The sequence below is a fragment of the Shewanella sp. NKUCC06_TVS genome (assembly GCF_019345515.1).
Taxonomy (GTDB): Bacteria; Pseudomonadota; Gammaproteobacteria; order Enterobacterales; family Shewanellaceae; genus Shewanella; species Shewanella oncorhynchi.
Map to the genome: position 1 here is coordinate 66,409 of NZ_JAHKQX010000019.1, position 13,468 is coordinate 79,876.

10 protein-coding genes are annotated in these 13,468 nt (G+C 44.9%); 6 read left to right on the forward strand and 4 right to left on the reverse strand.

All coding sequences use genetic code 11. The features are described 5' to 3' along the window. Positions 1-372: 372 nt before the first annotated feature. Positions 373-2,109 (forward strand): hypothetical protein, encoded by a 1,737-nt coding sequence (locus tag KO531_RS18960; RefSeq protein ID WP_219251973.1) that lies wholly within the window; start codon positions 373-375, stop codon positions 2,107-2,109. Between the two features lie 61 nt (positions 2,110-2,170). Here the strand turns inward: KO531_RS18960 and KO531_RS18965 are convergent, their stop codons facing one another. Continuing rightward, positions 2,171-3,727, reverse strand: coding sequence for a S41 family peptidase (locus tag KO531_RS18965; RefSeq protein WP_219251974.1), 1,557 nt, complete (start codon positions 3,725-3,727; stop codon positions 2,171-2,173). Between the two features lie 233 nt (positions 3,728-3,960). Next, complete coding sequence (locus KO531_RS18970) at positions 3,961-4,845, reverse strand: phospholipase A (protein WP_113939007.1); 885 nt, start codon at positions 4,843-4,845, stop codon at positions 3,961-3,963. Between the two features lie 442 nt (positions 4,846-5,287). On the opposite strand from KO531_RS18970, the gene cobA reads away from it, so the two are divergent. The 5 genes from cobA to cysC all read left to right on the forward strand — a co-directional run bounded on the left by cobA (position 5,288) and on the right by cysC (position 11,066). Further along, positions 5,288-6,130 (forward strand): uroporphyrinogen-III C-methyltransferase, encoded by an 843-nt coding sequence (cobA, locus tag KO531_RS18975; protein ID WP_168822609.1) that lies wholly within the window; start codon positions 5,288-5,290, stop codon positions 6,128-6,130. 91 nt (positions 6,131-6,221) lie between these two features. Then, a complete protein-coding gene (gene cysD, locus KO531_RS18980; RefSeq protein WP_105251586.1) occupies positions 6,222-7,130 on the forward strand; it encodes a sulfate adenylyltransferase subunit CysD in 909 nt (302 codons plus the stop codon). An 83-nt stretch (positions 7,131-7,213) separates the two neighbouring features. Then, a complete protein-coding gene (gene cysN, locus KO531_RS18985) occupies positions 7,214-8,656 on the forward strand; it encodes a sulfate adenylyltransferase subunit CysN (protein ID WP_113939005.1) in 1,443 nt (480 codons plus the stop codon). A gap of 3 nt (positions 8,657-8,659) precedes the next feature. Further along, complete coding sequence (locus tag KO531_RS18990; RefSeq protein WP_173242986.1) at positions 8,660-10,384, forward strand: SLC13 family permease; 1,725 nt, start codon at positions 8,660-8,662, stop codon at positions 10,382-10,384. Between the two features lie 64 nt (positions 10,385-10,448). After that, positions 10,449-11,066 carry an adenylyl-sulfate kinase gene (cysC, locus tag KO531_RS18995; RefSeq protein ID WP_105251589.1) on the forward strand — a complete coding sequence of 206 codons (618 nt, stop codon included), beginning with the start codon at positions 10,449-10,451 and terminating at the stop codon, positions 11,064-11,066. A gap of 102 nt (positions 11,067-11,168) precedes the next feature. On the opposite strand, the gene KO531_RS19000 is transcribed toward cysC, so the two are convergent. Together KO531_RS19000 and KO531_RS19005 are read right to left on the reverse strand one after the other, a co-directional pair. Next, the gene (locus tag KO531_RS19000) at positions 11,169-12,008 is read right to left on the reverse strand and encodes a TIGR03899 family protein (protein ID WP_173242989.1); all 840 of its coding nucleotides are present in this window, start codon (positions 12,006-12,008) and stop codon (positions 11,169-11,171) included. A gap of 144 nt (positions 12,009-12,152) precedes the next feature. Further along, positions 12,153-13,361, reverse strand: a complete 1,209-nt coding sequence (locus tag KO531_RS19005) for an MFS transporter (protein ID WP_219251975.1) — start codon at positions 13,359-13,361, stop codon at positions 12,153-12,155. Between the last annotated feature and the right edge of the window lie 107 nt (positions 13,362-13,468).

Below are 13,468 nucleotides of genomic sequence, written 5' to 3' on the forward strand. Positions count from 1 at the left end.
GCTTAATTTGTCATTGAGTTCTTTGCTTAATCGTCGATGACTTTGAGATGTTTTATTACCGAATTGAAATAAGATTGGAGTTGTGTTTAATAAATGTTAATTCTAATGCATTTTTAATGCTGCGAACTCCTATCCTGTTCGCTTCTGTGTCGGTTTAATGTTAAATTATCGGGAAAATTTTATACCTTAGTTTCGCTTAGCCTAAGCATTTTAAACTGGGTTTGTATTGCGTAGGGCTGAGTCATTGCGTTTTCTGATTTTGCATTATCTGCATAAGGGATATGTAAGAGCGGATAAATATTTAAATACCTAAGGTGAGTTCTTTAGGTATTGTTTTCATAAAATTGAATGTCATTAAATGGAGTTTCTTAAATGAAAAAGATTGTGATTGCCGCGGCAATTATTGCAGCAGGTGCTGGTGGTTATTGGTATATGCAGAATGGCGCGGGTTCTAGTGCCTCTGCTAATCCTTTGCTCGACTATGTGCCTGCCGATACGCCGATATTTTCGGGCCAGTTAAAACCCTTCCCGTTAAAAGCGTATTTACAGTCTATTTCTGGAAATTATCAGCAATATCCAAGTAATACGCTTGATGAACTCGGTGTGCAGGATAGCCCTATGGGCAAGTTCTTCGTTAGCATTTATCAGCAGTATATGGATGGGATGAAAGATCCTGCCTTACTGTTAAAAACCTTCGGTTTCCCCGATGAAGTTAAACCTTATATTTATACTTTAGGTGCTTTGCCAGTATTAAAGATTGATGTTAATCAGGCTGAAGCATTTTGGGCTGTATTAGATAAAGCCGAAAAAGACAGTGGTGTAACCCACGAAATGCGTAAAGTGGGCGATGTTGATTATCGCGCTTATGCACTATCGGATGAAAGCTCAGCAGAGAAAGCTGAACTGTTATTTGCCCAGAAAGATGGCATATTAACGATGACTTTCAGCACCTCTATTACCGAGCCTGAGTTATTAGAAATGGCATTTGGTATTAAGAAGGCGCCGCAGTCATTAGCCGCTTCTGGCATATTAGAAGATATTATTAAGACCCATGGTTTTAAAGATGACAGCATTAGCTTTATTAACCATGTGGAAATTGTAAAGGCATTGACCTCTGCAGATAGCAATATGCTAGCTAAGCAACTGACTCAATTTTTTGTTGATGAAAGTGAGGGGGAAGATCCATTAGCTCAAATCAGAACACCAGAATGTCGTACCGAACTGACTGCGATTGCCGCTAACTGGCCGCGTACCGTTGCTGGTTTAACGGCGTTTTCTGTGACTGAAAAAGAAAGCCATATGGCGGCTTCATTTGTTGTCGAAACGAAGAATCAACCTATTCTTGCGGCAATGCAAAAGATGCGTGGTTTTATTCCATCGCATCTGGCGGATATCGACAGCACTATCTTCTCCATGGGAATAGGCTTAGATATCAATGAAATTACCCCTTCATTAACGGCTATTTGGGATGATCTGCAAAAGCCACAACTGACCTGTGCACCATTGGCTGAGTTGCAGGCTGAGTTGAGCCAACAGAGCCCAGCTATGCTAGGCATGTTCACTGGCATGGCTAACGGTGTGAAAGGCATGAGCGTTTCATTGCTCGATTTTAAAATGAGCACACAAGATCAAGAGCCTAAGTTAGAAAGCTTAGATGCTTTAGTCAGCCTCAGCGCCGAAAACCCATCCATGTTGTTCAATATGGTCAAACCTTTCGCCCCTATGCTGGCTGAAGTACAATTAGCCGATAATGGCGATGCTACTGATTTATCTCCAATATTGATGTTGCCTCCAGAGTTAGGTGTTAAGCCAATGCTGGCGATTAAAGGCCAACATTTAGTGGTGTATAGCGGTGATAAAGGCTTGGCTTTAGCCAACAAATTAGCAGGCGAGAAACTGTCAGCGAATGGCATGTACAGCTTGTCTGCTGATTACGGCAAGATGTTTACGCCAGTGCTAACACTGTTAGAAATGAGCGGTGAGCCGATCCCTGAAGAAATGCAAATGCTTAAAGATTACAACATGCGAGTTCAAATGAGCTTCGATGTGAATAAGCAAGGCTTAGTCATAGGTTCAGTCGCCAATTCTAAAGCGACTGAAAAGAAGTAATGCGTTAGTAAACTCATATTTGTTTGAAATGAGCCAGCAGATTGCTGGCTCTTTTTTTGGCTTAATTTAGCTTAGCTTGAGCCAACTTAGTGTGCTGTGCTGGCAGAACAAGTTGCGCTTTGGGCTTGGCGGAGCGCATTAAACTAACGAGCCCTTGCCATTGAATATCACTGTTCTGAGGGAGCAAAATATCCGGCTCAGTCCCGATACCGGACAGGAGTCTCCCCTGTGCATCATAGGTTAACGAACTGCTGAATCTTATGTTTAATCCACTGTTTGGCAGTTTGAAATGATACTGACGTGCAAAGTCGCCTGAGGTTTTTTCACCAATCAAATTTGCCCTAGACCAAGATTTAGTACGATAGGCAATCCACTCGCATTCTTGGCGACAATGGGGACTCACGAGTAGCGCTAAGCGATTTCGCCCTTCAGGAGCCACCGCAGGCTTAGTGCGGACATACCAAGGGCTGAATTTCTCTTTATCGACAGAGGGTAAGTTACGGGTGAGAGATTTGAGCCTAGGAGGACTGTACTCTAACGCATCCAGAGGCATAAAATTGAGCGGCTGTAGATAGTCATTTCTCAGCTCTGGTGAGCGGCGATAGTGCGCAAATCCCATCACGTTAGGTGTTAAAGTGTTATTTAAATCCGCATCTTGATATCGCGACAGCATAGTCAATAATTTCGGACTAAAGCCACTGGCATCACGTAAATCAATGATTAGTAAGGGATGTGTCATGCCTTTGAGCAGTTCTTGCTGTTGTTCTTTATCTAATTCAAAGGCGTAGAGATCGCTGATCTTAAGTTTGACCGTCGTATTGTTGACCGTCTCTAATTGATTTGGCATGTCTTGAAATTCGGTGCGCTCAAATTGAGATAATTGGTTAATAAATTCGAGCACATTAATATCTTGAGTCTCGTCTTTTTCACTGATAGTTGCTAATTGAACTTGCGGTTTATGGCTTGGCAGGGCGAGAGTCACCTGCTGGCTTTGCAGGTCATCATTAATTAGCGTAATGACCACATAGGGCTTTATGCTGAGTCCTAAGTCTTCGCGCAGTAGGTTAAGTTTTTTCAGCCAAGGTAACTGCATTTCTTGACTCTGTTTTGCCGGCTCAGGTAAGTAGGCTTGGCTGGTCGCTACCCATTTGCTCATAGGTAAACCATCGATATGAGTGATAAAGGGGAAGTCGTTGTTGACTGGATTATTACCGTTATCCAAGGCTAACCATTGGTCGTTGACTGGCCTTAGCGTTAACGGGAGATCGCCGCTTTGATCATCGAAGTTATGCACTTGAGCGCCTGGATCTTTGAGGGTATTGAGTAATTTAGTGACTTCAGCAGCAAAGCGATCATTGGGAGTAATATCTTGATACTGTTCAACAATAAGGCTAGCCATAAATTTAAGCTGCGGGTTGGCTTTGTCGGCCGTTAAGGCATAAAACGCTGAGTGTTGCTCGATTTGATCCAATAAGGCATAGAGATCTTGGCGTACCTCTTGTGCATTTAGCACTGGTGCAGCGCTATCTTTTGGCACAGCGAAAAACGCGAGCTTAAGTAAGCTCGCGAAAATAATGACACTGAGTAGCATGACTATGCTGCGGTAGCTAAAACTCATATTCCTCCATGATGTTAAGGCGCTGCTTCAAGGCACAAAAAGGTGTGCGACTATCGGCTTAAATGCCATTAGGATCAATGTAAATCGTCCTACTCAACCCTAAACTCAGGTCCATCTGAGCAATTTAGCAGCAGGTTTGGTAGATTAGCAGCAAATTATGGTCGATTTTTGTACTTAGTCACTTTATATACCCAAACAATCTTAAATAGCGGGATCAAGTGGGTATATCTTTCTTAAAGAATATCGTTGAGTGAAATTCCGATACCAATACGTTGATTGTGATAGTTGTAATCGATTAGGCTTTCGCCATAACCATTAAAGTATTGAGTATAAAAGCGTAAGTTGCCGACGATAGGATGACTCCAAGTCAGTTCTGCTGAGCCTCTGTCGATATCTTCTAGATTGGTTTTAACGGTTAAAGTGAATCTATGTTCATCGATACCATAAACGCCAATAAACTCTGCTTTACCTATATAGTCATCAATATTAGGGTTATCGTCGCCGCTGGCTTTATATGGATCTGTTTTTTCATCTTCAGGAATACGCCACCACACTTTGGTGGAGAAGGCGAGTGGGCCTGCATCAAAAATCATAGTGGCATAGAGTCGATTCCAGCTACGGGAAAGTGGCCCTGCTTTACCATTCGATTGATGTACGGCACCAAATCCCCAAAAGGAATTGGTCACACTGCCAATTTTCCAATCGTTATTAAACAGCATAAAGACTTCAGGCTCGTGATTGGTTTCCCTAAAAGGCGATGAAGTGTCTTTGTTATAAACCTGCCAATAGGATTGATTGGTGTAAGCAAAAAATAAATGGCCATTATCACCAAACACATTGTACCAAATAGGAAATTTAAAACTGATTTGGAACTTAGCCTCAAACTCATCTAATGAATAGGGGTTGAGTATTGCATCTTCGGTGAAAGGTGCCATGTTGGGATCTGGGCTGTAGGTGACTGGTAAAAGGTAATTCACTTTATGTGGCGTAATCACAAAAGGTAGATCCGCCGTGGCAAGTTCATCTTTTACTCTTCCTTTGACTAATGATTCTTCGGCATTTATGTCCGTACAGGCTAATAGCCCTGCCAATGCAATACCTGAGTAAAGTGGTTTCATCTGCCCTCCTTGATGTGTTTATTTATTTGTCAGTCGTACTCAACAAAGATAGTTATTTCCAGCTTAACATTAGAAAGTGAATTTATGGTTATGGAAAAATCCTGTGTCACTTAATGACAAATCTTGTAGTCAGCCATTTTTAGTCCCATAGAGACATGTTTAGGTAGAATTTTTGGCAATAACATAGTGCCAAAATCATGCACTTAGCGGACAGAAATTATTTTGATGCAATTCGCTTAATCTTATTAAGTCATTTTTATTTCAATGGGTTAACTTGGATTTAGGGCATTTTTGATTTTGAAACCTAAGGTTTTCCCCACTTTAAGTGAGTGGTCACTTATTCTTTTATATCTAAATGATATAAAAACTAATAATTATCTATTTATTATGGAATATAAGACGCGCTATATTTCTACAGACTAAAGTGATCTTGGGGATTCTGATGGAAATTTTCTCTTTACCGGGCCAAGCGGCCAAAGGCAAAGTCTGGCTGGTGGGTGCAGGTCCCGGCGACGTTGAGCTATTGACGTTAAAGGCATGGCGCATCCTTAAAACTGCTGATGCAGTGCTATACGACGCTTTAGTCAGCCAAGATATCCTCGATCTTATTCCCAAAGACGCTGAGAAGATTGCCGTAGGTAAACGTGCGGGCAAGCATAGCGCCGCACAGGACGAGATTAATCAGTTACTCGTCACTAAAGCCTACACCCGTAAAAATGTGGTGCGCCTTAAAGGTGGCGATCCTTTTATTTTTGGCCGCGGGGGCGAAGAGTTACAAACCTTAGTTGAAGCTGGGGTTGAGTTTGAAGTCGTTCCCGGCATTACCGCTGCCAGCGGCACGTCAGCCTATGCGGGAATTCCCCTAACCCACAGAGACCATGCCCAAGGCGTCACTTTTATCACTGGCCATTGTCAGTTAGAGAGTCGCCCTATGGATTGGCAAGGTTATGCTAATCCTAACAATACCTTAGTCGTGTATATGGGGATTCTGAACGCAGGCATTATTCGCCAAGGTCTAGTCGATGCGGGCCGAAGCCCTGAAACACCCGTGGCGATAGTGTCAAAGGCAACCACTAAAGAGCAACGTCGTTTTATCGGCCGTTTAGGTGAGCTTGAACAGCTTGCCGCCGATCCAGAATTACAAATGCCAGCTTTGATGATCATAGGTGAAGTCGTCACGCTGAGTGACACCTTGCATTGGTTCAAACCTGAAGCGATTGAATCGACTCAGGTCAGCGATGAACAGACTCAATCGGTTAGAGTCTCGGGCGCGTCGATAAATTAAGCCGCAAACAGTTAAAGCTATTAAGCAGTTAAACAAATTAAGCTAATCCATGCTGTGGTAACACGGCGAATTTAAGGTAACGGAGAATAGTATGGCCGGGCGTGAATTAAGCCACTTACAACAACTGGAAGCCGAGAGCATCCAGATCATTCGTGAAGTTGCAGCCGAATTCGATAATCCTGTGATGTTGTATTCCATCGGGAAAGATTCTTCCGTTATGTTGCATTTAGCACGTAAAGCCTTTTATCCAGGCAAGATCCCATTCCCGCTGCTGCATGTCGACACGGGGTGGAAATTCAAAGAGATGATCGCGTTTCGTGATGCGCAGGCAAAGAAATTTGGCTTCGAGTTACTGACGCACATCAACCCAGAAGGGTTGGCGCAGGGGATTAATCCCTTCGACCATGGTAGTGCGAAACACACTGATATCATGAAAACCCAAGGTTTAAAGCAAGCACTTAACCAATATGGTTTCGATGCGGCTTTCGGTGGGGCTCGCCGCGATGAAGAAAAATCCCGCGCCAAAGAGCGCGTGTATTCCTTCCGCGACCGTCACCACAGATGGGACCCTAAAAATCAACGTCCAGAATTATGGCGCACCTATAACGGCGCAGTGAACAAGGGCGAAAGTATTCGCGTGTTCCCATTATCTAACTGGACTGAGCTGGATATTTGGCAATATATTTATCAAGAAAACATTGAGTTAGTGCCTTTGTACTTTGCTGCTAAACGTAAAGTGGTTGAGCGCGGTGGTCAGTTAATCATGGCTGATGACGAGCGGATGAAGTTAGCCGAGGGCGAGCAGATTAAAGAAGAAGTGGTGCGTTTTAGAACCTTAGGTTGCTACCCACTCACGGCCGCCATGTATTCTGAGGCCGACAGTCTAGAAAAGATTATTGAAGAAATGCTGTTAACCCGTTCGAGCGAACGTCAGGGCCGATTGATCGACTCAGATCAAAGTGCCTCTATGGAGCAGAAGAAGCGTCAAGGCTACTTCTAATCTCTACAGGGTTAACCCTATTTCGCGAAAGTGGCGCAAGTAAAGCGCGACCTTCAGCCAAGCAGATCAAGAGTGAGAATAAGATGGACAAAGCGGTCAATAAAACCAATCTCATGGCGGCAGAAATTACCCTCCATGGTGTGAAAGAATATCTAGCCCTGCAGCAGCACAAAGGCTTACTGCGCTTTTTAACCTGTGGCAGTGTCGACGATGGTAAAAGTACCTTAATCGGCCGTCTGTTACACGACAGTGCGCAGATCTATGAAGATCAATTAGCGAGCCTCAAGAGCGACAGCGCCAAGATGGGCACCACAGGTGAAGCCATTGACTTAGCCTTGCTGGTGGATGGCCTGCAAGCTGAGCGCGAGCAGGGCATCACTATCGATGTGGCTTATCGTTATTTTTCAAGTGATAAGCGCAAGTTCATCATCGCCGATACGCCAGGGCATGAGCAGTACACTCGCAACATGGCAACGGGTGCATCAACCTGTGATTTAGCGGTGATTTTAGTCGATGCCCGCTACGGCGTGCAGACTCAGACTAAGCGCCATGCGTTTATCGCGTCATTACTCGGTATTCGTCACTTTGTTGTTGCTGTGAATAAGATGGATTTGCTCGGGTTTGACGAGCAAGTATTCAACCGTATTCGTGCCGATTTTACGGATTTTGTTAAAGATTTCGGTAATCTCGATATCCACTTTGTGCCGTTATCGGCGCTTAATGGTGACAACGTGGTTGAGCGCAGCACTCAAAGCGACTGGTATCAAGGTGGTACATTGCTTGAACTGCTAGAAACCATTGATACTCAGCGTGAACTCAGCTCATTGCCTGTGCGTTTCCCTGTGCAATATGTGTCGCGCCCTCACTTAGATTTTCGCGGTTTTGCGGGCACGTTAGCCTCTGGCATCATTAATGTCGGCGACGAGTTAGTCGCTTTGCCATCGGGCAAACGCAGCAAGGTTGAACGTATTGTGACCTTCGATGGCGACATACAAGAAGCGGTTGCAGGCCAAGCTGTGACTATCACGCTGGAAGATGAAATTGATATTTCCCGTGGCGATTTACTGGCAAGACCCGATTCTGCACCTGCCGTCGCTAACGTGATCAGCGCTGACATAGTGTGGATGGATGAAAAGCCATTACAACTCGGTCAGTTATACGACATCAAAGTGGCTGGTAAGAAGACGCAAGCTTCTGTGACTGCTATCGATTATGTGGTTGACGTTAATACCTTAGCACGCAGTGCGACGGACACTCTTGGGTTAAACGCCATTGCGCGTGTGACCTTAGAACTGACCGAAGACATAGTGTTTGATGCATATTCATTAGTGCGTGATACGGGCGGAATGATCTTGATCGACCGCCTGAGTAATGCGACGGTTGCCGCGGTTATGGTGGTGTCGGGTCAACATGTTAACAAGCAAACAGCGTCACAATTTAGTGCCTTTGAAGTCGAGTTTAATGCATTAGTGCGTAAACACTTCCCCCATTGGCAAGCGATAGATATCACTAAGCTTGGAGCTTAATTTGTGAGTGACTTGTGGCTATTAGCGATTATTTTGATAGGGCTTGTGGCTGGCTTAATTAGTGGCCGTATCAATCCAGCGGTATTGTTTTTATTTGCATTTTTGCTCTGTTATTTGCTTGGCATGGTTGCGCTCGATACCGCATTAACAAGCTTTACCAATATTGGCTTAGTCACGCTGGTCCTGTTGGTGTTGGCCGCGACGGCGTTAGAAAAAACGTCCCTGCTGGGGAAGTTGAGTCAAGTCATAGGCAATAGTTCTTTGCCTATGACAATGGCAAAGCTCGGTTTTTCGACGGCTTTGCTGTCGTCATTTACCAATAACACTGCGGTCGTGGCATCACTGATTGGTGTTGTGCGCCGCAATCAGGCACACGCGCCGGCTAAGTTATTATTGCCGTTAAATTATGCGGCAATTTTAGGTGGCACACTGACCCTGATTGGTACCTCGACCAACTTGATTGTGAACTCCTTTGTAGAAAACGCTGGCTTACCCGCCTTAGGCTTCTTCGAGTTTACGCCAGTTGCAGTGGTGATCGTTGTCGCGGGTATATTGTTACTGACCTTACTGGCGAACATTCTGCCCGACAGACGGGAAGAATCAGGTGAAGAAGCGCTGCCATATTTGCTCGAAGCCCATGTGGCGAAAGGTTCGTCCTTGGTCGGTCGCAGTGTGGTGGATAATAAACTTAGGGCGCTGAAAAAGTTATATTTGGTTGAATTAGAACGCAGTGGCATTTGTATTTGTCCTGTGCCGCCCCAGTTAGTGTTGCAAGCGGACGACGTGCTGCGCTTTAGTGGCGCGGTGGAGTCGGTTGAGTTATTGCACCAATTCGATGGTTTAGATTGGTTTGGTAAACATCAAGCCAAAGGACAAAATTTAGTTGAAGCTGTACTCGCACCGTCATCCAGTTTAGTGGGCAGTTCGTTGAAAGCATCGCGTTTTCGTGAGCAATTTGATGCGGCTGTGATGGCCATTCGCCGCGGAAATCATCCGCTGAAGGGCGGACTCGGTGACATTATTCTGCAACCCGGTGATGTGTTGTTATTGACGCCAGGTGATGGTTTTAGCAATAGCGCAAAGCTGAGTTCAGAGTTTGCAGCGATCAGTGGTTTAGATTTGAATGTGCGTCTAGACAGTCGTCGTGGTCGTTGGGTATTGCTGGGCTTTGCGGCAACGATCATCCTGAGTGTCACTGGCATATTACCCTTGGCTAAAGGTTTAGTGATATTGCTGCTCAGTTATTTTGCCATAGGCGCAGTCACACTGGCTGAGCTTAAACGCCGTTTCCCATTGGAATTAGTGGTGATCGTGGGGAGTGCATTAGGGCTTGCCAACTTGATGATGAGTACAGGCCTTGCGAACAGTTTAGCCCAAGGATTACTCTCAGTTATTAACGGTTATGGGGTATTTGGCGCTTTTGTCGGCGTGTATTTAATGACTTTATTGCTGACTGAACTGGTGACCAATAACGCAGCGGCGGCGCTGGCGTTCCCTATCGCTTACGCGATTGCGCTTAATTACGGTGTCGATGCAAGGCCCTTTATTATGGCCGTTGTCTTTGGTGCCAGCGCGAGCTTTATTTCACCCTACGGCTATCAGACCAATTTGATGGTATTTAATGCGGGTAATTATCGCTTCAGTGACTTTGTCCGCCTTGGATTGCCGTTATCTGTGCTGTATTCCCTGATAGTGATATTTATGGTGCCGATCATCTTTCCATTTTAGTGATTAGCTTGAGTTTATTGCCCTTATGTTAGTGGTTAGTCAACATGGGGATTGAGGAGTTTTTATGACAAATATCGTGTGGCATCAACATCCTGTAGACCAAGCCGCGAGAGCCGAGCAGAAAGGCCAAAACCCAGTGCTACTTTGGTTTACCGGACTTTCTGGCGCGGGCAAGTCAACACTGGCTGGTGCATTAGAGCGGGCGTTATTTGAGGCGGGATTCCACACTTATTTGCTCGATGGCGATAATGTGCGCCACGGCCTGTGTAAAGATTTAGGGTTTACGGTTGAAGACCGTGATGAGAACCTGCGTCGTGTGGGCGAAGTGGCTAAATTGATGGTGGATGCGGGGCTTGTGGTGTTATCGGCCTTTATTTCCCCGACCCGTGAAGAACGTGATGGTATTCGTGCCCGTTTTCCTGCGGGGCAGTTTATTGAAGTGCATGTAGCTACGCCTTTGAGCGTGTGCGAGCAGCGTGACCCTAAGGGGTTATATGTGAAAGCGCGCAGTGGCGAAATTAGCAATTTCACTGGTATTTCATCACCCTATGAAGCGCCATTAGCCGCCGAGTTAACCATAGATACCAGCAAAGGCGATTTAGTGACTCAAGTGCGTGCATTAATCGATTATTTAACGGCGATCAATGTCATTAATGCCGATAAGGCAAAAGCGCTAGCTTAACATTTAGCCCTTATCTTGCTTAAAAGGAGCCTTTAGGCTCCTTTATTATTTCTGGGTTTTACTGCTTATACCATTGATTCATAATTTTTTATGGCGTGAGCATTATTCTATTTTAAAGTCTTTAGCAAACAAGAGCTGTAGAGCCTTCAAGTATTCTTGATCTGGCTTAGGCTGTACTAGTTGGGCGAGTTCATCACCAATCGGTGTTAAGCGATAATAGCTAAAAAGCAGATTACCGCTCTTGGGCGTAAGCTTCATTTGTATGCCTTGCAGGGCAAATTGAATTGGTGTTTTGTTATTGAGTAGGCCGGTTTCGAACTCACTGCTGTGAAGTATTCCCGCATCGACTAAGGTCAAAATACTGGAATAAGGTAGCCCAAACTGGGATAAGCCTAAATTGACTGAGGTGGTTTTACGGAAATACTGGCCAATCCCACCCGACAAGCGGTAGCCACTGATGAGTTTTAGGCGCTGCTCGTTATTTACCTTCGCCGCCATGCCAAGGGCTTTTTCAAGAATTTGTGCTTCCCTGTGAGTCAGTTGCTTGAGCAGCGCTAGGGTACGTAGACTGAAGTTGCCCGGATTGACTATCTCGCTCGACAATATCCGAGCCCACAAATCTTGCATCTTACGGTTATGGATTTGTTCCGCCATCAAGAAAAATTGATGGCTCCAATCGGGATCAAGATCGACCCCAGTGACATCTGAGTGGGTATAACTGAGGGCTAAGGCAAAAATGGTTTCCACATTGGCCTGATATTCGCTCGATAACTTGCGTGCTCTATGTTGAGCTCGCTCGGCTATTGAGGCGTTCGCAGGGCGATATTCTTGCTCACTGGCGAGCCCTAATTGGCGACCAAGTAGCAGGGCTTTTTTGCGAGCGGATACCTCGGATGCTGACTCGCCTTCTTCTGCCAACTGCAAAATATCTGAATCCTTCATCGCGTTATTAATCCTTGAGCTTGCACTGTGGTTGAGGTGTGGGCTTAGTGAACTCTTACATTCGGTTGTAGCTCACTTTAGATGATTATCTCTTTAGTTTGAGCATCTCGTTAAGCCAATTCTTTGGTTCGTTATTATGCCGTTTTATTTAACGACTTTAGCGATTGATTTCGCACTTTTAGTTGGCCAAGACCATAAGGTTTCATTACCCGGTTCAGGATGGCGCGGAACATTCAGCGCTAGTATTAACGAACATACGGCAAAGCCCGCCCCTATGTAAAATACAAAGGCGGGATCGGTTAACCATAATAAGCCCAAAAGCACAGGAATAATCACAGCCGCTATGTGGTTTATGGTGAAACTGACCGACATAGTGGCAGCAATATCTTTGCTGTCGGCGATTTTTTGAAAATAGGTTTTCATCGCAATTGCCATCGCAAAAAGTAAATGGTCGATAACGTAGAGTGCTGCCGCCATATGGGCTTGTTCGACTAGGGCATAGCTGATAAAGACTAAGATGAGTCCGATATATTCCACAGTAAGCGCATTACGCTCACCAATACGTCCAATCAAACGACCAATAGCAGGCGCAAATAGTAGATTAACGGCATAGTTGATTAAGAACAGCGCAGTGATTTCACTGACGCTATAACCAAACTTTTCAACCATCATAAAGCCCGCAAATACCATAAAGATTTGCCGCCTTGCACCTGAAAAAAAGGTGAGCAAGTAATAGAGCCAATAGCGTTTACGTAGTATGATTTTTTTGTGTTGTATTTCCGTTGTCTCAAACTTGGGGTAATACCATGTTATGGTTAGCACAATGATGAGACCTAATACGCCTATAATCAAATACATATGCAGGTAGTCCAGCTTCAACCAAGTCATTACTAGCCAAATGCTGGCATAACCGACTAAAGCGGCCGCCGAACGCCACGCCAGTGCTTTACCCATAAATCCAGCTGCGTCTTTTTTATCGACCCATTGCAGCGTTAGCGATTGGTTGATGGTTTCAAAATAGTGAAAGCCGACAGACATCAACACAGTCGTTAGATACAGGCCTATGACCTGAGGAAAGAAACCTGTTACCACTACACCGATACATAAAATGGCGAGCGAGAGCAGGGCGAAGGCTTGTTCTCGAATGAGCAGCAGCACAAAAATTGCCGTAAAAGCTAAGAAGCCGGGGATTTCGCGCAGGCTTTGTAACATGCCGATTTCAGCACCAGTGAATTGGGCTTTCTCAATCACGAAGTTGTTGAGCAATGCCTGCCAAACGGCAAACACGAGCGACATAACAAAGGTCATCCACAGCAAGAGTGCTTTAGGATCTTTTGCTTGAATAGCTTTCATGGATAAGGGACTCAGGCGATAAGTGTTCAAATGCTAATGCTTTTTTCTTAGGTTGGCTATATAAGGTGTGACTTATCCCTTTCAATTTTGTAACAATGTTTAGGCGA

What these genes read in the sequence shown, in the direction of transcription:
- KO531_RS18960 (WP_219251973.1), top strand. Translation starts at nt 373, where the DNA reads ATGAAAAAGATTGTGATTGCCGCGGCAATTATTGCAGCAGGTGCTGGT.
- KO531_RS18965 (WP_219251974.1), bottom strand. Translation starts at nt 3,727, where the DNA reads ATGAGTTTTAGCTACCGCAGCATAGTCATGCTACTCAGTGTCATTATT.
- KO531_RS18970 (WP_113939007.1), bottom strand. Translation starts at nt 4,845, where the DNA reads ATGAAACCACTTTACTCAGGTATTGCATTGGCAGGGCTATTAGCCTGT.
- cobA (WP_168822609.1), top strand. Translation starts at nt 5,288, where the DNA reads ATGGAAATTTTCTCTTTACCGGGCCAAGCGGCCAAAGGCAAAGTCTGG.
- cysD (WP_105251586.1), top strand. Translation starts at nt 6,222, where the DNA reads ATGGCCGGGCGTGAATTAAGCCACTTACAACAACTGGAAGCCGAGAGC.
- cysN (WP_113939005.1), top strand. Translation starts at nt 7,214, where the DNA reads ATGGACAAAGCGGTCAATAAAACCAATCTCATGGCGGCAGAAATTACC.
- cysC (WP_105251589.1), top strand. Translation starts at nt 10,449, where the DNA reads ATGACAAATATCGTGTGGCATCAACATCCTGTAGACCAAGCCGCGAGA.
- KO531_RS19000 (WP_173242989.1), bottom strand. Translation starts at nt 12,008, where the DNA reads ATGAAGGATTCAGATATTTTGCAGTTGGCAGAAGAAGGCGAGTCAGCA.
- KO531_RS19005 (WP_219251975.1), bottom strand. Translation starts at nt 13,361, where the DNA reads ATGAAAGCTATTCAAGCAAAAGATCCTAAAGCACTCTTGCTGTGGATG.